Source organism: Paenibacillus sp. FSL H7-0326 (assembly GCF_001955535.1).
Taxonomy (GTDB): Bacteria; Bacillota; Bacilli; order Paenibacillales; family Paenibacillaceae; genus Paenibacillus; species Paenibacillus shunpengii.
The window spans coordinates 103,850-123,362 of record NZ_MPVN01000008.1; the positions used below are offsets into that span (position 1 = coordinate 103,850).

General features: G+C 44.5%; 20 protein-coding genes and 1 pseudogene. 16 read left to right on the top strand and 5 right to left on the bottom strand.

Features of this window, described 5'->3' with window-relative positions:
- The first annotated feature begins 29 nt into the window (after window positions 1-29).
- From BK126_RS25915 to BK126_RS25965, 11 genes are all read left to right on the top strand, one after another.
- Entirely contained in the window at window positions 30-530 is a 501-nt protein-coding gene (locus BK126_RS25915; RefSeq protein WP_076315381.1) for a DUF948 domain-containing protein, read from the top strand.
- Window positions 531-571: 41 nt separating this feature from the next.
- Window positions 572-1,087, top strand: coding sequence for a hypothetical protein (locus BK126_RS25920; RefSeq protein WP_179085599.1), 516 nt, complete (start codon window positions 572-574; stop codon window positions 1,085-1,087).
- Between the two features lie 88 nt (window positions 1,088-1,175).
- Complete coding sequence (locus tag BK126_RS25925) at window positions 1,176-1,520, top strand: YflT domain-containing protein (RefSeq protein ID WP_076315383.1); 345 nt, start codon at window positions 1,176-1,178, stop codon at window positions 1,518-1,520.
- 293 nt (window positions 1,521-1,813) lie between these two features.
- Window positions 1,814-2,977: a PP2C family protein-serine/threonine phosphatase gene (locus tag BK126_RS25930; protein ID WP_076315384.1), complete on the top strand. Its 1,164-nt coding sequence runs from the start codon at window positions 1,814-1,816 to the stop codon at window positions 2,975-2,977.
- Between the two features lie 4 nt (window positions 2,978-2,981).
- Window positions 2,982-6,692 (top strand): response regulator, encoded by a 3,711-nt coding sequence (locus BK126_RS25935; protein WP_076315385.1) that lies wholly within the window; start codon window positions 2,982-2,984, stop codon window positions 6,690-6,692.
- Between the two features lie 71 nt (window positions 6,693-6,763).
- On the top strand, window positions 6,764-7,636 hold the full coding sequence (locus tag BK126_RS25940) for a CheR family methyltransferase (protein ID WP_076315386.1): 873 nt from the start codon (window positions 6,764-6,766) through the stop codon (window positions 7,634-7,636).
- 26 nt (window positions 7,637-7,662) lie between these two features.
- Window positions 7,663-9,300 carry a response regulator gene (locus tag BK126_RS25945; protein WP_076315415.1) on the top strand — a complete coding sequence of 546 codons (1,638 nt, stop codon included), beginning with the start codon at window positions 7,663-7,665 and terminating at the stop codon, window positions 9,298-9,300.
- Window positions 9,301-9,449: 149 nt separating this feature from the next.
- Complete coding sequence (locus tag BK126_RS25950) at window positions 9,450-9,788, top strand: STAS domain-containing protein (RefSeq protein WP_076315387.1); 339 nt, start codon at window positions 9,450-9,452, stop codon at window positions 9,786-9,788.
- 19 nt (window positions 9,789-9,807) lie between these two features.
- Window positions 9,808-10,260: an anti-sigma B factor RsbW gene (gene rsbW / locus BK126_RS25955; RefSeq protein WP_076315388.1), complete on the top strand. Its 453-nt coding sequence runs from the start codon at window positions 9,808-9,810 to the stop codon at window positions 10,258-10,260.
- Window positions 10,257-11,030 (top strand): sigma-70 family RNA polymerase sigma factor, encoded by a 774-nt coding sequence (locus BK126_RS25960; RefSeq protein ID WP_047913745.1) that lies wholly within the window; start codon window positions 10,257-10,259, stop codon window positions 11,028-11,030. Before rsbW ends, BK126_RS25960 begins: the two co-directional genes overlap by 4 nt.
- 106 nt (window positions 11,031-11,136) lie before the next feature.
- Window positions 11,137-12,123, top strand: coding sequence for a magnesium transporter CorA family protein (locus BK126_RS25965; protein ID WP_076315389.1), 987 nt, complete (start codon window positions 11,137-11,139; stop codon window positions 12,121-12,123).
- 93 nt (window positions 12,124-12,216) lie between these two features.
- On the opposite strand, the gene BK126_RS25970 is transcribed toward BK126_RS25965, so the two are convergent.
- The 4 genes and pseudogenes from BK126_RS25970 to BK126_RS25985 form a co-directional block, all read right to left on the bottom strand.
- Window positions 12,217-12,585 (bottom strand): DUF5665 domain-containing protein, encoded by a 369-nt coding sequence (locus BK126_RS25970; protein ID WP_076315390.1) that lies wholly within the window; start codon window positions 12,583-12,585, stop codon window positions 12,217-12,219.
- Between the two features lie 183 nt (window positions 12,586-12,768).
- Window positions 12,769-13,167: pseudogene (locus BK126_RS25975) on the bottom strand (YtxH domain-containing protein); the annotation flags it as partial.
- 85 nt (window positions 13,168-13,252) lie between these two features.
- A complete protein-coding gene (locus BK126_RS25980) occupies window positions 13,253-13,510 on the bottom strand; it encodes a GlsB/YeaQ/YmgE family stress response membrane protein (protein ID WP_047913748.1) in 258 nt (85 codons plus the stop codon).
- Window positions 13,511-13,616: 106 nt separating this feature from the next.
- Window positions 13,617-14,273: a phosphatase PAP2 family protein gene (locus BK126_RS25985; protein ID WP_076315392.1), complete on the bottom strand. Its 657-nt coding sequence runs from the start codon at window positions 14,271-14,273 to the stop codon at window positions 13,617-13,619.
- A gap of 203 nt (window positions 14,274-14,476) precedes the next feature.
- Between BK126_RS25985 and BK126_RS25990 the strand changes: the two genes are divergently transcribed.
- Window positions 14,477-15,481, top strand: coding sequence for an asparaginase (locus tag BK126_RS25990; protein WP_076315393.1), 1,005 nt, complete (start codon window positions 14,477-14,479; stop codon window positions 15,479-15,481).
- 70 nt (window positions 15,482-15,551) lie between these two features.
- Here BK126_RS25990 and BK126_RS25995 read toward each other — a convergent pair whose 3' ends face one another.
- Entirely contained in the window at window positions 15,552-15,773 is a 222-nt protein-coding gene (locus BK126_RS25995; protein WP_076315394.1) for a DUF1128 domain-containing protein, read from the bottom strand.
- A gap of 94 nt (window positions 15,774-15,867) precedes the next feature.
- Here BK126_RS25995 and yyaC point away from each other — a divergent pair, with 94 nt between their 5' ends.
- The 4 genes from yyaC to BK126_RS26015 all read left to right on the top strand — a co-directional run bounded on the left by yyaC (window position 15,868) and on the right by BK126_RS26015 (window position 19,457).
- A complete protein-coding gene (gene yyaC / locus BK126_RS26000; protein WP_256209932.1) occupies window positions 15,868-16,467 on the top strand; it encodes a spore protease YyaC in 600 nt (199 codons plus the stop codon).
- A gap of 19 nt (window positions 16,468-16,486) precedes the next feature.
- On the top strand, window positions 16,487-17,278 hold the full coding sequence (locus BK126_RS26005) for an alpha/beta fold hydrolase (protein WP_076315395.1): 792 nt from the start codon (window positions 16,487-16,489) through the stop codon (window positions 17,276-17,278).
- Window positions 17,279-17,528: 250 nt separating this feature from the next.
- Entirely contained in the window at window positions 17,529-18,170 is a 642-nt protein-coding gene (locus BK126_RS26010) for a DUF6483 family protein (protein WP_076315396.1), read from the top strand.
- Window positions 18,171-18,272: 102 nt separating this feature from the next.
- Entirely contained in the window at window positions 18,273-19,457 is a 1,185-nt protein-coding gene (locus BK126_RS26015; RefSeq protein WP_083656232.1) for a class I SAM-dependent methyltransferase, read from the top strand.
- Window positions 19,458-19,513 lie beyond the last annotated feature (56 nt).

Genomic DNA, 19,513 nt, shown 5'->3' on the forward strand with positions numbered 1-19,513 from the left:
AACAAATTGCGAAAGCGAGGTCATTCAATATGATAGAAGTAAGTGTTCTCATTATAGCGATAGCATTTGCCGTGCTTGTCGTCTTCCTCATTAAAACATTAAAGACAGTTCAGGTGTCCCTTGATAATGTATCAAAGACGCTTCAAGAGGTTCGGGGAACAATCGACGAACTGGGATATGAAGTGAAACAGACCGTTAGACACGCCAACGATATTACAGCTGACGTTGAACATAAGATGAAGCAGATTGATCCGGTTGTGACATCGGTCAAAAACCTGGGAGAGATTTTGACAGAGGTTACTGCTGCTGCGAAGCAAGTATCCACGACGCTTATGAACAAATTCCAGAAGAAAAAAGAAGGATCGGTGGATACATCGGTAAGCAGAGCAGGAGATTCCAGCTATACGAAGTCGCTGCCTGCGCCTGGCATGACAACACCGACTTTAGCGCACCATGACAACAATTCTTCACCAAAGTGGATGAATTATGTAGATATTGCAGCAGACACATGGAGCAGATTCCGCAAATAAGATGCCGATAGAAACATGGAGAAGTAGAAAGGTTGAGGCGAATGTTACGTATGCTCGTATTGATGCTTGCTTTAACAGCTCCTCTTTCCGTTCAACCCGTGGCAACGCAAGGGCAGTCCGTAGTAAGTGCTGCAGTACAGCCTGCAGCAGAGCGGACTACCTTGGAATCAGACCAAAAGGTTACTTTTGATACAGTGAATGACATCTCTTTATATGACACAGCTGAAGATCTCGTTGATCAATGCGGGCAGCCAGTGAGTATTGAGCATAATCGACTGCTTGGCAGCAAGGAATATATTTACGATGATATGCTGGTGGGTATAAATAATGGCATTGTTCACTATGTTCAAGTGGACAACAAAGCCGGCTATTTAAAGGTGAACAATGAATATATGGAGATGACTCCAAGCAGTATCAGAGCTACTCTAGGAGAGCCTGATTTCGTAGCGCAAGATGGAGAGGTGTATGTTAGAGACCATCATGCTGTGAAAGTGTATATGAATCCCGATAGCGGCAAATTACAGCATGTGGAGTTTTTTGACGAATATTCTTTTTAAATGAATTAATTTCTGATATTAGCTGTTTCAATGTAGAGAACAAGGGTTAATATTCAATATGTGAAAATCTCAAAGGAGCGTGGATACCATGAGTACTACCAATGCAAAGAGCTATGCTAAAGTGGTTGAGAATGGAATTCAAGCGGTTGAGGCGGTAAGAGAGCTTCGTGAAGCTGGATATACTACAGATCAAATATTCGTCTTGGCGCATGACCCAGATCGAACGGATCGTATTGCGGATAAAGCCAATGCCAAAGAGATCGGAATTAAGGAGGAAGGGATGTTTGATTCCCTGGCCAATCTGTTCCGTTCACGAGGGGACGAGCTTCGAGCGAAGATCGTTACGATGGGTTATACCGAAGCAGAAGCTGATTACTATGAGAAAGAACTGGATAAAGGAAAAGTACTCGTTATTGCTAGACGGGGTGAATGATATTTTGAAATTGAATATATGGAAATAACATATTTCTATAGCCAAGGAATGGGACTAAAAAGTCCCATTCCTTCTGTGCGTTCAAAAGGGAAAACTATGAAAAATTGGTGAAGAAGCTGAAAATAACAACCTTAGAAGGAGTGCGTTATTTTATAATAAGAGGGATGCCATCAGGGGTGTAAGCCTATTAACTTTTATTGGGACTGCTCTGAGTTATAAATCGGTGTATAATCATTGTTAGTGGAATTTGCAGCACTAATAGTGCATTTGGCTTCTGATAGAAGGAGAGAGCTATGAAAATATTAATTGTTGATGATAATCCTACCAATGTCATTATTATTCGTGAAATCTTAAAGAAAGAAAATTATCGAGATATTATCACGGCAAGCTCCGCTTTTGAAATGTTTGATGTGCTTGGCATTAAGCTGGGCGCCGATGTCAGTGCAGATGAGCCTGAGGCGTCTGATATAGACCTCATTCTACTGGATATGATGATGCCGGAGATGGATGGAATTGAGGCCTGTGGTGTCGTTCAGAACTATCCGCACCTCAAAGATATTCCTATTATTATGGTGACAGCTGTAGGGGATTCCAAGAAACTGGCAGAAGCGCTTGATGTCGGTGCAATGGACTATGTGACCAAGCCTATTAATAAAGTTGAGCTGATGGCTCGTATTCGTCTGGCCCTTCGGTTGAAGCAGGAGAAGGATTGGAGAAAAGAAAGAGATAAGCGTATTCAAGACGAGCTCAAACTGGCGGGCTTGGTACAAAATGCGGTGTTAAGCCCGGCTATAAAGGATCCTCATTTTCACGTTCATGCCTTATACCAGCCTTCTGCAGAACTGGCTGGGGATTTATACGCTTGGTATCCGCTTGGCAAAGGAAGATACGGCGTGATCCTGCTTGATATGATGGGGCATGGCATTTCTTCTTCTTTATTCTGCATGTTTATCGCATCCGTATTAAAGGATGCAGTTACTACTTATGTTCAGCCTGACCGGGTTGTCCAAGAGCTGAATCGTAGATTCAATCAGCTGTACCTGGAGGAACAGCTGGTTCAATACTATTTTACAGCCATTTATCTTGTGGTAGACACAAATGAAAAGCGTATTGATTATGTAAATGCCGGCCATCCGCCTGCCCTGCTGTTTGAGGATGATGGAACCGTGCATGCACTTGATGTGGTTACACATCCGGTAGGACTGTTTGAACAAATGGATGCGAAGATAGAAACGATATATTACAAAGGCGATAGTCATATCGCGATGTTTACAGACGGATTGCTGGAAGTATATGAAGGTGAGACAGAAGAGCAGCTCACTTATCTGATGCAGAATTTATCTGGAGATCATACTTGGAATGAGACGGAAATGCGCCGGATTTTTCTGAATGGCAGCGCTCCGAAGGAACATGAAGATGATATTTGCTTGGTATGGATTACTTTAAAAGGAGAATGACAGTATGAAGATACGCACTCGACTGCTTATAGGCTTCAGTGCATTAATGGCAATTTTACTTGTTCTAACCATTGTCAGTTTTAACACAACCAGCTCCATGCGAACGGAAATCGATGAATTGTACAATGACCGTTATATGAAGACCCGATATACTTCTGGAGTGCGTGCAGATGTAAATAATATGGCTACCCAGATTGCGACAGCCATAACGAATCCGAATTCGAACTCAACAGAAGTGCTCACTCAAAGGATCGAGGAACTTAAGTCAAATGCTGCGACACAGCTTGGAGAGGTTTCCGAGCGAGCCACTGAGGCTGAAGAACGCCGTCTGGTTGACCAGGTTGTCGTCAATCTAAGAGAATATACGAGCTATACGGATCGTCTTCTGGCTTTGCTGGAATCAGGAGAATATGCGGCAGCTACCAACCTTCGGACAAACACGGGAACGGTTGCCCAGCAAGAAGTATTGGATATATTAACCGAGCTCAACAATTACCAGGATCTATTAATTGATGATCAGATCCAGGAGGCTAATAACGAGATGAACCGGTCTATCCAGTTGCTTACTGTGCTGCTGGTTACCGGCTTGCTTGTCGCCTTAGGGGTTATATTATGGGTGATTCCAAGTATAACCAAGGGCCTGAATACAGTTTCAATGATGATCCAGAGCTTCGGCAAGGGAAGATTTCGGACAATCAAGCGGATCCAGGTCAAGTCCAAGGACGAAATTGGACAGATTGCGCATGTGTTTAAAGATATAGCCAAAGATTTAGAAGAGAAACAGCGGATTGAACAGGATTACTTGAGAGCTCAAGAGGATCAGAGCTGGTTAAATGCCAATATGGCCCGAATTACGGAAATGCTGCGCGGTATTAATTCAACTCATGAAGTGGCACAGCTGTTCATTAATGAATTTGCACCTATTTTGACGGCAAAATACGGAGCTGTATACCTTCATGACGAGAATAAGCATCCTGAGGAGCTCAGACGCTACGGAGCGTATGCTTTTGACGACAGCAATACAGAATGCAGCCGCTCTTTTAAGATAGGGGAAGGCTTAATTGGTCAGTGCGCGCTTGATAAAAAAGTGATTGAACTGACTGAAGCACCGGAGGGGTATTTGTCCATTGGATCGAGTCTTGGCTCTGCCAAGCCGGCCAGCATATTGATCCAGCCTGTACTATTCGAAGATGAAGTACTAGGTGTAGTCGAAATTGCTTCCTTTGAAGCTTTCTCAAGTCTGCAAAAGGCTTTGTTTGATCAGCTCGTTAACAATATGGGTATCATTATTAACAATATTAATAGACGTATGCGTGTGGAAGAGCTGCTTCGTGAGTCTCAGACATTGACAGAGGAACTTCAAGTGCAATCTGAAGAACTGCAGACCCAGCAGGAGGAGCTTCGTCGTTCGAATGAGAACCTCGGTGAGCAGGCAGAGGAGCTTAAGCGCTCTGAAGAGCTCCTTCAACGCCAGCAGGAAGAGCTGGAGCATTTCAACACCGAATTGCTTGCGAAGACGAGAGCTCTCGAAGAGCAAGTACAGCAGGTGGAAGAGAAAAATGAACAGATTGAAGAGACGAAGCGGCAGCTGGAGCAGCAAGCCATGCAGCTCTCGATCACTTCCAAATATAAATCCGAGTTCTTGGCGAATATGTCTCATGAGCTTCGGACTCCGCTGAACAGCTTGCTTATTCTGTCGCAGCTTCTCACGGAGAACAAAGAAGGGAATCTATCGGATAAACAGAAGGAATATGCACAAACCATCTATATGTCCGGTGCGGACCTCTTGAAGATGATCGATGAAATTCTGGACCTGTCAAAAGTCGAGTCTGGAAAGATGGATATTAATCATGAAAAAGTCAGCCTGCAGGATCTGCGCAATTTCGTTCAGCAGAACTTTGCACCGGTTGCACTTAGCAAGGATTTGAAGCTGGCATTTGAAGTCAAAGATGAGCTGCCAGAGAGCTTCATAACGGATGGACATCGGGTGAAGCAGGTACTGCGGAACCTCTTATCCAATGCGTTCAAATTTACTTCAGAGGGCTCGATTACGGTCAGCATGAGACAAGCGGACGATTCAGAGCTGCCTCATTATATTGATATGGATGTACCTTTCCTGGCTATTTCAGTGAATGATACAGGCATTGGCATCGCTCCGGACAAAAAAGATCTGATCTTTGAAGCCTTCCAGCAGGTGGATGGAACGACCAGCCGCAAATATGGAGGGACCGGTCTTGGACTGTCCATCAGTCGTGAGCTGGCTCGTCTCCTTGGCGGGGAGATTATGCTGGATTCTACAGAAGGCAAGGGCAGCACATTTACTCTGTATCTCCCTCTGCTTACAGATGCTAAGCTGGGAGAGCAGCGGGAGCTTCCGGTTGAACAAGGCGAGGCTGCAGCTGCACAAGAATCCAGAGGTCGTTACCTGCCGCAAGGAAGATCCGTGCTGAATGCTGTGCAGAGTGAGGCCATATCACAGATCGCATCCTCAACGACAGTAATTAATAACATCAAGGATGATCGGGATACGATTAAAGAAGGCGATCGGGTGATGCTGATCATTGAGGATGATCCGAAATTTGCGAATATTCTGATGGATATGACGCGTGCCCGCGGATTTAAGGCGTTGGTTGCTCTGCAGGGTGATGTAGGACTGGATACAGCGAAGGAGTATATCCCCGATGCAATTATTCTTGATATTCAGCTTCCGGTCATGGATGGATGGGCTGTGCTTAACGAACTCAAGGCGAACTTGTCGACCCGTCATATCCCGGTACATGTCATTTCGGTTATTGATGACATCAAGCAAGGCTTGATGATGGGGGCTATCGCTTATCTGAAGAAGCCGTCTACTCGAGAAGCGCTGGATAACGCTTTTTCACACATTGAATCCTATATTGATAAATCATTGAAGCGACTACTCATTGTAGAAGATGATGCCATTCAGAGAAATGCCATTATAGAGCTTATAGATCATGATGATGTAGCAATAACTGCGGTGTCTACAGGTAGAGAAGCGCTGGATGAACTAAGGAATGTGAAGTATGACTGTATGGTTCTTGACCTAATGCTCACCGATATGACGGGATTTGAACTTCTTGATCAAGTAAGGGATAATGCAAGCCTGAATGATCTTCCGATTATTATTTATACAGGCAAGGAGCTCGACAGCAAAGAGGAACTGGAGCTTCGCAAGTATGCGGAATCCATCATTATTAAGGACGTCAAATCGCCAGAACGTTTGCTGGATGAGACAACCTTGTTCCTGCATCGGGTAGAAGCCAATCTTCCTGAAGATAAGAGACAGATTCTGCAAAATCTGTACAACAAGGAAACTTTATTTGAAGGTAAACGAATATTGCTCGTAGATGACGATATCCGAAATGTATTTGCTCTATCCAGCGTTCTTGAAGGGTATCGAATGGAAGTCACATTTGCCGAGAATGGCAGAGAAGCACTTGAAATTCTCGAGCGTGATCAAGGATATGATCTGGTGTTGATGGACATGATGATGCCGGAGATGGATGGTTACGAGGCAATGAGAAGAATTAGAGAAATGCCTGAATTTGATAAGCTGCCGATTATTGCCCTTACAGCCAAAGCGATGAAGGATGATCGCAGCAAATGTATAGAAGCGGGTGCTTCTGATTATGTGAAAAAACCGATTCAAACCGATCAATTATTATCTCTAATGAGGGTTTGGCTGTATTCATAATCTGTATTCGTGGGTAAGTATGTTAGAATACACCCAATTTGATCGAAATTTAGTAAGGAAGTGGGAAGGTAATGACATCCTGGGATGAAACACACAGAGAAGTTTCGGCGGACGACAAGCCGATCATTAAGGAACGCGAGCAAATTGAAATTGAATTGTTAATGGAAGGAATACACAGCTATTATGGATATGACTTCCGAAATTATGCACTCCCTTCCCTGACACGGAGAATTCTTCATCATGTGAATGCGGAGCGTTTGAAATCTATATCGGAGCTGCAGCATCAGGTGCTCCACAACCGGGAAGCATTCAAACGTTTAGTGCAAAGCTTGTCTATTCCTGTAACTGAAATGTTTCGTGATCCCAGTTTGTTCAAGACGTTCCGCGAGAAAGTAATACCCGTATTAAGGACGTATCCTTATATCCGAATATGGCACGCTGGCTGTTCGACGGGGGAGGAAGTCTATTCGATGGCTATCTTGCTGCATGAGGAGGGGTTATATGAGAAATCCCGTATTTATGCAACAGATATGAATGAGCGTTCTCTCCAGCAGGCTAAAGAAGGGGTGTACGGCATAGAGAAAATGAAGCTGTATACCAAAAATTATTTGGAGGCCGGCGGTACCGGTGTCTTTTCGGAATATTACACGGCACGCTACAATTCGGTCATGTTCCATCCTTTTTTGAGACGGAATATCATTTTTGCAGAGCATAACCTGGCGACGGATCGTTCTTTTAACGAATTTAACGTTATATTCTGTAGAAATGTCATGATCTATTTCAATGATGAGCTGCGTAATCATGTTCATGGCCTGTTCCATGAGAGTCTGAGCCATTTTGGAATTTTAGTATTAGGAGCGAAGGAATCTATCCACTTTTCAGGCTATAGTGATGATTATGAATCGATGGACCGGGTTGAAAAAATATATCGCAAGGTGAAATAAACGCGGGGGGTTAGGTTGTTATGGTCATGGGGGCTCAAGAACCGATTCATATTCTGCTTGTAGATGACCGCCCTGAGAATTTGCTTGCGCTTGAAGCGGTGCTTGAGAGTGAGCATTATGTTCTCGTAAAGGCGACTTCGGGGGAAGAAGCACTGAGGAGTCTTCTTAAGCATGAATTTGCCGTCATCGTTCTCGATGTCCAGATGCCTGGGCTTGACGGAATAGAGACCGCAAAGTTGATTAAAGCAAGAGACAAAACCAAGGATATTCCAATTATTTTTATATCGGCTAACAGCAAAGAGGCAGAGCATCTATTCGCCGGATATTCAGCGGGTGCGATCGATTATATGGTTAAACCGTTTATTCCACAGATTCTAAAGTCCAAGATTGAAGGATTTGTAGAGATGTATCTGTCGAACAAGCGGCTCAAGACCCAATCCATGCTGCTTCAGCAAAAGACGATGGAGCTGGAGCGGATTAATAAGGAATTGATTGAAGCGAAAGAGGCTGCTGAGATTGCTGCACATGCCAAGACCGAATTTCTGGCTATCATGAGTCATGAGATTCGAACGCCGATGAATGGGGTTATCGGTATGATTGATCTCCTGATGGAGACCGATCTCGCGGAAGAACAACAGGAATACACCCAAATTATTAGAAGCAGTGCAGATGCATTGGTAAGCATCATCAACGATATTTTGGACTTTACCAAAATGGAGTCTGGCAAAATGGAGCTGGAACGACAGCCATTTGACTTATCCAGCTGTATTCAGGAAGTGCTCAATTTGTTCCAGGTTGATGCGTCCAAGAAAAATCTCGAGCTTGTTTATTTCATCGATGAGAAGATACCGCCTGTTCTTTACGGAGATATGACCAGACTTCGCCAAGTTCTGATTAATTTAATCAGCAATGCAGTGAAGTTTACAGAACAAGGAGGAGTGTATATCATCTCTTCGCTTAAACAGGTCGAGAATGGGGTCTATACTCTGGAGTTCACCGTGAAGGATACGGGAATTGGAATTCCGGAGGAGAAGGTGCATCATTTGTTCCAGCCGTTCTCTCAATTGGATTCCTCTATGACTCGAAAATACGGAGGAACAGGCTTAGGCCTGGCTATATGCAAAAACCTGGTTGAGATGATGAATGGTCATATTTACATTGATACAACTGAGGAACGGGGAGCATCCTTTGTATTCACCGTGGAAATGACGCCTTATGATCATCATGGCAAAGAGGAAGAGTGCCGAGAACTTCAAGCGCGTAATCACGCAGAGAAGGATTCCTCGGCAAATGTGCTGGTCGTTGATGATCATCCGATCAATCAAAAGCTGATGGTAAGTATGCTCGGCAAGCTGGGCTTGTCCTCTGATATTGCTGAAGACGGTCAGCAGGCATTAGATATGATACAGAAGTATAAGTATGATCTGATATTTATGGATCTGCAGATGCCTGTGATGGATGGGCTCGAAAGTACACGTCGCATTCGTAAAGAGTTGAATGGAATCCATTATCCAACGATTGTTGCGATGACTGCAAATGTGATGGATGGAGTTCAGCAGCGATGTCTTGCTGCCGGAATGGATGATTATATAAGCAAGCCTGTCAAAATGGGCAGTGTAAAACAGAAACTGGCTCAACTCCAAAGGGTCGGAAATGGCGTGTAAACTCTTTTACTTGAATCAATTTCACGATCCCTTTTTAATGATTCATGAAATTGATCCGCTTCTGAAATATTTTCCAAGCACAGATTTGTTTCACTAGATAAATAGGTGGTTAATCATTATAGAAATAATTTTTGGGAGAGAGATGTCTAATGAATACAAATAAAAATGACAAGTTTAAAGCAGAGACAGAAGTCAATAATAGCACTTGTACAGTTTATTTGAGCGGAGAGCTGGACCTCTCCGTTGCTCCAGACTTCAGAAGTACGATGGAGCCCCTTGTGGCAAATACAAATCAAAGCTTGATTGTGAATCTGAAAGATCTGAAATACATTGATAGTACGGGGATCGGAATTTTGTTGTCTATTCTAAAAGCAAGACATGCAAAAGATGCCTCATTCATGGTGGAAGAGGTTCCTGGAAATATACAAAAGCTGTTTGACATGACAGGCATAACTAAATTCTTTGTCCCTCAGGAGAACTCCCAATAGGAAAGGATCGAAGAAAAGAATGAAAGCAGAAGCACAGAGAGTAACTCTTAAGCTGCCAGCTACGGCAGACTTTGTTGATATTGTCAGATTGAATCTGTATGGAATTGCCTCAAAGATGGGGTTCTCCTATGAGGACATAGAGGATATGAAGGTTGCTGTTTCGGAAGCATGCAATAATTCAGTGCTCTATGCCTATGGAGAAGAGAACGGCATTGTTGATGTGTTTTTTGAATTTGATGACGAGGAATTGTCTATTACGGTCAAAGATGAAGGGGAGAGCTTTGAGCGTGTAGAACAAAGAGACGGAATCGCTGCACTTCATGACAAAGATCTAGACGAGGTTCAAATCGGTGGACTCGGATTCTATCTGATGCAGGCTCTGATGGATGATGTCAATGTCGTCACAGAAGAGGGCAAAGGAACAGAAGTCGTCTTGATCAAACGCCTCACTAAGAGTGAGGAAAGGGTATGACCGATCGCTTGACTCCCCAAGAGTCGATGGACGAAGCAGTGGGTTTGATTTGGGAGTATCAACAGACCAAAGATAATGAAATTGCTACCGTTCTGATTAAGAAATACGAGCCTATGGTCAAGATGGCTGCAGGCAAGATTTCTCGAAATAGACCTGACTTATATGAAGACCTGTATCAGACAGGCCAAATGGCTCTCGTTAGGCTGCTCAGTCAGTATGATATTAATCTGGGCATTCCTTTCGAGCCGTATGCGATGAAGAGCATGATTGGCCACATGAAGAATTATTTAAGGGATAAGTCTTGGTACATACAGGTGCCTCGCAGGATCAAGGAAAAAGGCGCGCTTGTGCAGCATGCCATTGATGATCTGACGATTAAACTTGAAAGATCGCCGGATGTTCAAGAAATTGCGGAATACCTGGATCTAACGGTGGAAGAGACCGTTGAGGTATTGGCAGGACGTGAGTCCTACCATTACGTATCGCTGGATTCACCGCTGTCTCAAGATGAGAGCACGGCAACGCTTGGTGAACTTATCAGTTCAGAGGCTAATGATTATGATGCCGTTGAGAAACGAATGGATCTTCAGCAGGCACTGGGTCAATTGAAGGAGCAGGAGCAAAAGGTACTGCTGCTTGCATTCCAAGATGGTCAATCCCAGCGAGCCATAGCTCAGAAACTGGGCGTCTCTCAAATGAGTGTCTCCCGTATTCAGAAGCGGGCAACGGAAAAACTCAAACAAATTATGACGCAATCCTCATCATCATAGGATAAATTTTTAAGAGGCATGCCAGCATTTCCTACGGAATGCTGGCATGCCTCTTTGTCGATACAACCATGTATATTGTTAAGAGATGGAATATGGGGGGATATGGATGGATCAGCTGAACTTACAGGAGGTAAGGCTGTATGAGAAGTGGGTCTGGCAGGATTATGAGGTATCTGAATTTGATTGCGAAGAACTGGATAGGCTGAAAGAAGAAGTACCTTCTACAGCAGAATGGCTCAACAAGCTGCCTGAAATTCAGACGAATTACATATCTGTCCGTACCTTTGGCGGCAAGAATGTATTGTTCGGCTCACTGCTCTATTCTATTAAGAAGAACCTGGACGACGAGCAGCATAGCCATCAGTTTTATTTTTATGTGGATGCGACTCATCTAATTACGCTGAATATCGATAAGCATACCCGAGACGCCTTGCTTGCAGACGAGCGAAAGCGAATGTTTGAGGAAGCAGAGGATGCGGTATCGGGTATGTTTATCGTTGCCAGGGCGCTCCTGCATTATTTTCATATAGGTCTGGACAAATTCGAAATCAATTTGCGCAGCCTGGAGGAAAGTATGGAGAAGAGAAATGCCCGGACGCTGATGGATAAAATACTATCTGCCCGCTTTGAGCTTTTATTTTGGAGCAATCAATTTATCGCGTTCCAGGAGCTGCTGCATGCCTCCAATGAAGCTTTTCATTTCCTGAAGATCGAGGAACGAACAACCTATAAACAGCTGACTTACCGGATGAAACGTATGGACAGCTTGTTCCGTCATTATGAGGATGAGATAGATACTTTAATTTCAATTGATAACGCGGCTTCTTCCATTCGCGGCAACGATATAATGAAGACGCTGACGATTGTTACAGCGGTCTTTACTCCGGCGACGGCCGTTGGGGCAATATGGGGTATGAATTTTGAGAATTTGCCTTGGATTAAGACAGAGTGGGGATTTACGGTTGTCACTGCAGCAATATTGATAAGCATGGCAGGTATGTACATTTGGATGTTTATGAAGGGCTGGACAGGAGATATTCTAAAGATCAAGCCTCGTGGTGAGAAGCCTTCAAACACAAAGAACCCGGACTGACGGGCTTATGCAAAATATCATGACAAAAAAGCCTGAATTTTAGCTCCGTAAGCTAAAGTCAGGCTTTTCTACTCTCTCCATTTAACGGGGAATTTATTTTGAAGCATCGATATATCCTTGCAGCTCAGCAATATATTGACCGATGACAGGAAGATTCATATCGACAATCAGACTGAGAACCCAACCGAGGATCGCTAGGACAAGAACCGTACCAACGGACATTCCCAGACCTCTGGCAATACCTGCAGTCAGATTGGCCAAAATCCGCTTTTTGGGGCTGGTATAATTCTCAAGAATATCTTTGAACTCCGCGCTCTCCATTGCTTGAATAATTCCTTCCAGCCGTTGGTTCAAATTCTTCACCTCATGCCGGAGTTCAAAAGGATGCTCGTTAACCTCTTCTTTGTTTGCATTGCGCTCAGAGTTGATATTCCGATTGGTTTTCAACTCAACAGAACTCATCAGAAACGCCTCCACTTCTGTAAGAAATTATTAATGCTCGAATGTCTATAAAAATAGCCAGCTGCAAGCAGCTGGCTATAACGAAAGCAACTTCAATGCTTAAGGCAGTTTGGTTGTCGTTGTTGATGAAGTTGAAGGTGTTGAGTAACTACCTTGGGATGTACTGCTACCGTTATTTGACGATGTAGTCGAATTCAGTTCATGTTCTGCTTCGTTCGCAGCCTTAGCTGTCGTTGCCGCAACTTCCTCGGAAGCTTTCATAGCTTCATTTGCCACTTCATCCTTTGCCTGCTTAATGCTTGCTACGACAGAAGTGGTGTTATCGCCTACGGTCTTCGCCAGCTCACTTGTTTTACCAGATACCGTTTTGGCAATTTCAGATGCTTTGCTTCCCACGACGCCTGCTACTTCTTTGGTCTTGTCAGAGACAACAAGCATTTTATCGGATAGATCACCTCTTAAATCACGGCCCGGCTTAGGGGCAAACAACAAGGCTGCTGCTGCGCCAAGAAGTCCACCGATGAATAGGCCTTTAGCGAAGTTATTACCATTGCCCGTATCTTCATTTCTGTAGTCCGTCATGTTTTTAGTATAATCTGTCGCGTTGTGAGTCATGATTGATCACTCCTTCAATTGTAATAATTAACTCTTTTTTACTAATAACCCGTTAAGCTGCTCTTCTAAACAGTTTACCAATAAGTCCTAATATAAAGACGAATATGGCTGTACCGATTATGGCGGGGACCACGGCAAAATCAGCGATGATCGGGCCGAAGTCACCAAACAGCAGCGAACCAATCCATGCGCCGACAAATCCCGCAATCATTGAACCTAGAATTCCGCCGGGCATGTTATGGCCAACGAGAGCATCACCAATGAGTCCAATGATTATCGCCATCACGATACTAATGATGATCCCCCACATAACAATCGCCTCCTATGCTGCTTTAGTGCCTTGCTTACTTCGTATATAAACTATCGACAGTAAGGTTGAAACAAAGGATGCAGGGGCAGACGATATGTACTGTCTTCTATTGAGAAGCTTCCTTCAGCAGGCAATGCATGCAGAAGGCCCATATACCTCCGCATAAGAGGCCTGTCACAACATCTGTCGGATAATGAACGCCGAGATAAATGCGGCTGTACCCGATCAATAGAACGAATAAAGCGCCAAGGACCGCTACAAGAGATCCAGATCCACCTCTATTTTTTATTGTCTGCACGAGCAGGACGAAGATAACGCCGTAGAACCCGGCAGCAATCATAGAATGACCGCTTGGAAAGCTGTATCCGTGGGCGGCCATCAGCTGTTCAAGCTCAGGCCGTTCTCGTCTGAGAAGAATTTTGAGCACATAATTAATGCTCCACATGCTAATGAAGCTGACCGCTACGATATATGTGTTTACATAAAGTTTACGAAAGATCCCATAATAGCTCACAAATGCAAGTGCAACAATGGCAGTGATATTAAAAGAACCAAACTCGGTAATTCCTTTAATAATCGGCAGCAAGGAATAGTACCAGTTGTCTGCGTGAGGAAAAAGATAAAACTGGATATTTTCATCAACCGTTTGAACCTTATCGACTCCAATCAGCATAAATAAGAGTACGATGATGAGAACAAACCCCAAACTGCCGGCTAGTCCAATAGTAGTCCAGTAAAAATTTTTTTTGCTGTTATTCGTCATAAATGTGTAGCTCCTGACTTTTGATTGGATTGGTTGTAAAATAGGCAGATTGATAATGGATACCCGATCGTATGAATTCAGCTGATTTTCTTCTAGTCTATCCATTATCTCTGTCAAAATGGTTTCTTTGTACTATACTGTACTATGGTGTTCGTCTTGGTACAAACCAAGCGGCTAGCAGTCCTTGAGAAGGAGAGAAAAACATGTTAGATGCATTATTATTAACCGAACTTCGGGGTGGTGTAATGGAAAGCGCACACCGCGGTCATATATCGATTGTTAATGAAAAAGGAGAAGTTGTATATTTCGCAGGCGACCCCCATTTTAAGACCTTTACCCGTTCTGCGGCCAAACCACTCCAGGCCATACCGGGCATTAGGGCGGGCATACAAGAGAAATATGGACTCACCTCTGAGGAAATTGCCTTGATGGTCTCCTCCCATCGGTCAGAGGATTTTCACCAGCGTGTATTGATGCAAATGAAAAATAAGATCGGAGTAGATGAGACCGGTTTAGTATGTGCTCCGAGTTATCCGCTCCATGAAGAGAGCAGAACAGAATATATTAAGAAAGAGGGACACAAACGAAAAATTCTTCATAACTGCTCAGGTAAACATATGGGTGTACTTGCCTATACGAAGCTGAAGGGGGCTGACCCCAGTACTTATGCGGATCCGGATCATCCTGTGCAGCAGGAAATCAAAGAAGTGATTTCACAACTTACAGATGTTTCACAGGAGGAGCTGTCTCCTGGAACCGATGGCTGTGGATTTCCGGTCTATGCGCTGCCTATTTCAGGAATGGCGAGAGCCTTTCTTAAGCTGGCTTGTCCGGATTTGATTGCTGATGAATCTACCCGGCAGGCTGCGCAGCTCATCACTGCAGCTATGAATACAGCACCAGAAATGGTGGGAGGAACAGGCAGAGTAGATACGGTTCTGCTTCAAGATTCCAATATTGTTGCCAAGGGCGGATTTCAAGGCGTATTTTGTTTTGCGCTCCGGGAGGAGCGGCTGGGAATCAGCTTTAAGGTTCTCGATGGCTCCGAAGAGGAGTGGGGACTGATTACCGCATCGATCCTTGAGCAAATCGGTTATCGTAATCAGGTAACATTGAACGCGTTAAGGAAACAATTCTCACAGGACATTCGTAATGATGCCGGGACCGTTGTGGGTACCGCACAGCCTGTATTTGTTCTTCAACACTGATTAGAATCATCATCTGTAGGCCAATAACAAATAGCCCCTATTCTGCCATTGGGCAGGTAGGGGCTGTTTGTTATGCGCGAAGCCGGCCCAATTCGGATACGAGCGCTTCTACTTCGGAAATACTGAGATTGCTTTTGGAATTAACGATTTCGTAAATATCCAGGATATCGTCGTACTGAGCTACTGTGAACGCAGATGACTGGAGCGCAGAGGCACTCGCCATTCTTAGTTTAGACTTGATGGCATCAATCATAAACTCGATGTTTTGCTGATTTTTTTGGGATAAATCCATGTTCCGTCCATTCCTTTCGACTTCATTAAAGTTTGTTCGTATTGTATCATGTAAGCATCTAGATAGAAAGATAAAGAGGAGGTTTCGCTAACCCTTGTCCAAATTTACACCGATGACATCCCGGACAACAGCCTCTGGTCACAAAAGAAGTGGAAAAGAAGCACTTGTTTCATTCTTCAAACAGATTGGAGCGCAGCATTCTATAGATAAAATAACCTTTATATGTATCGGAACAGATCGTTCGACAGGTGATGCATTGGGTCCGCTTACCGGAAGCTACTTAGTAGAGTACGGATTTCAGCACGTGATTGGTACGCTGCCAGAACCCTGTGATGCTTCGACATTGAAGCAGATGATTCGTGCCATTCCGGCTGACCATGCAGTTATTGCGATTGATGCTTGTCTGGGTTCTTCAACAGATATTGGCCAGTACCTATGCCTGGAGCGTCCGCTGGTACCTGCTGAATCCGTAAAAGGAGACCTGCCTGCTGTCGGCCATTACAGCATTGCCGGAATTGTTAACGTCAATGGCCCTAAGCCATATTCACTGCTTCAGATGACCTCTCTACATCGGGTGATGAATATGGCACGTGAGCTTGCGGAGGCTGCACATGAGGGATTTCAATTACTAACTGGTTCAGCAGAGTCTGAAATGCTTAATGTATGTAATACTGGATTTCATGATCCATGCTAACAGAAAGAGGGCGAATGTAATGGAAAAAGTACAATTAGGAAATCATGTTATCGCTTATAGAGATCATGGAGAAGGACAACCTGTCGTACTGCTGCACGGTTATTGCGGAAGCTCTGACTACTTTGAAGAGGTATTGCCTCAATTAGTGAAGCAATATCGCTGTATCGTACCGGATCTCAGAGGTCATGGGGAATCGGGAACGCCTAACAACAGCTGCAGCATTAGTGATATGGCAGATGATATCGTGGAGCTGCTCAATCATTTGGGTATTCAGCAGGCGAGCATCTTCGGCCATTCCTTAGGAGGATACCTCACACTATCTATTGCAGACAGATATCCTGATCGGCTTGAAGCCTTTGGCTTAATCCATTCAACGGCTTATCCAGACAGTGACGAGGCCAAAGAAAAGCGTCTCAGAGCGGTGTCTACCATTCAAACGGAAGGTATCCAACCCTTTGTGGATTCCTTGGTTCCTAATCTGTTTGCAGCAGAGCACCAGACGACGATGGTATCCAAGATAGATCGAGTCCGGGAGATTGGTTATCGGACTTCTCCTCAAGGAGCATCCAATACAGCAATCGCCATGAAGGAACGTCCTGACCTGCGGCATGTGCTGGATGAGGCGAGCGTTCCCGTGCTGTTAATAGCGGGAGAACAGGATACCGTTGTGCCGCCGGATCGAACCTTTACTTCAGACAGCCCGAGGGTAACCCAGTCGCTTATCACAGATGCCGGCCATATGAGTATGATTGAGCAGCCGGATGAATTCCTTCGTGCGCTTACCCGCTTTATGAATAATAAGGTAAAGTAAGTGTTGTATCTATATAAATGGTTAGACAGCAGGCTTGGGTAATGTCCAGGCCTGTTTTTTTATAGGTTTGCACAGTTTAGTGGATTCAAAGAGCTGTATATATTACTATCAGCTGGTTACAACAAAGTCTGTTGTGTTTGGCTTTTTCCTTATATTCCGGGTACAATTTAAGTGGAGTGCTGGAACGCTCAGGATTCACGGATAAGCCGCTCCGTACTTCGGACAGACGGCCAAAGGAGAAGAGACGCTGATGTTTAGAAGAGACTATCTCCTCCGCATGGTGGAGGAAATGACGGAAATGATCGGTAAAGTGTTTGAGTTGAAGCAGAAGAAAATGCACATTGATGCCTTATGGGAGCTGGATGAGTGGCTTAAACGCCAGTTCAGGCTTAATTCTCAGCTGCTGAACTCTCTTCCGGTTGAAGATATCATCGATTTGTTCCGTCTTGGTGACGGTGTGGAAGTAGACAAAGTCCAGCAAGTGGCACGAATCATGGAAGAGGAAGGCCGAGTGTACATGGATCAAGGCTTGACTGATCAAGCACTTGTCCGCTGGATGAAAGCTCTGCATTTATATTTATATAGCCTGCTTCATGGGGCAAACAGAGAGATCTTAAGTGCATCTGAACGCGTTGCGGCATTGCAGGAGGAAATTAAAGGGTATGAGCTGTCAGAGAAGACGGAAAGACTAATGGCGTTATATCACGAGAAAGCCGGACGATATGATGAGGCGGAGAACAGCTGGTATCGCTTGAGCAGGCAGGATCAATATGCACAGGAAGCGGCTGAGTTCTACAAGCGTCTGCTGCTGCATGAGGATGCACAGCTTGAACAGGGCGGTCTGCCTCGCACGGAAGTGGAGGAAGGGCTTCGGGAATTGCAGGGCAGATAGTGGGATAGAACGGCCGGCCGCTTTATAAGACAAGATGCGCTGGACAATGTGTTCTGATATGTTATTGTTACTCAAAGAACAATGTTAACCATAGAAAGTGAGATGTACCCTTTGGATTCATTACGAAAATTAATTGAAGGTATTTTTGAAGAGCAGGGACTGATTACGGCCACACTGAGTCAGCTTCGTAAGAAAGAAGGACAGACCTTCACTAAAGTGCAGGTTAAGCCGGTTCTGCTTAAAAACAAACTCCATTACCAATTTGCATACCACCAGAACAACAAAGTAACTCATGATAATTTGTTCCCGGATGAAGCTTCTGAGCGGATGAAGCAACTATTTGAGGAGACTTTTCGGCAAGGCATGATCTGTACTCCTGAAGCAGACTATCAGATCTTGATCAGCAAGAAGTACAAAGTGTCGATCTTGACCAAAACGCCCTCCAAGCAGGAAGCGGACCTGTCTCATAATCGGAAGAAACGTTATGTGCTAGAGGACGGCAAGCCAATTCCATTCCTGATTGAGCTCGGCATTATGAGTGATGAAGGGAAGGTGCATGCCCGTAAATATGACAAGTTCAAGCAGATCAATCGCTTCCTTGAAATGGTGGAGGATGTGCTGCCTAATTTGCCGCAGGGACGGCCGATTACGATTGTTGATTTTGGCTGTGGCAAATCGTATCTTACCTTTGCATTATACCATTACTTGGCTGTGCAGCAGCGCAGGAAGCTTCAGGTCGTAGGTCTGGATTTAAAGGCAGACGTCATTGAACATTGCAGCCAAATCGGCAAGAATCTGGGCTATACTGGGCTGAAATTTCTTGTAGGGGACATTGCAGAATACAATGAGCTTGAACAGGTGGATATGGTCGTTACACTTCATGCCTGTGATACAGCAACAGATGCTGCTCTTGAGAAGGCGGTACGCTGGGGTGCATCCGTAATATTGTCTGTTCCATGCTGTCAGCATGAGCTGTTTGCTCAAATGGAGGCAAATGTCATGAATCCTTTATTATCGCACGGGATTCTCAAGGAACGATTTGCTGCCCTTGCAACGGATGCCATTCGTGCCAAGCTGCTTGATATTATGGGCTACCGCACACAGCTGCTGGAATTCATCGATATGGAGCATACACCCAAGAATATTCTGATTCGCGCTGTAAAGGGAAATGCTGGAGATACAGATCAGCTGTGGAATGAGTATACGGCTTATCGTGATTTCTTACATGTCAATCCTTACTTGGAAAGAGCATGCACAGATCTGTTACCGGTAGGAGCAGCAAAGTAAGGGGATCTTGTTTTCTCCAATTTTATCTCACAAACTACCTGCCATATGTTTCAAAA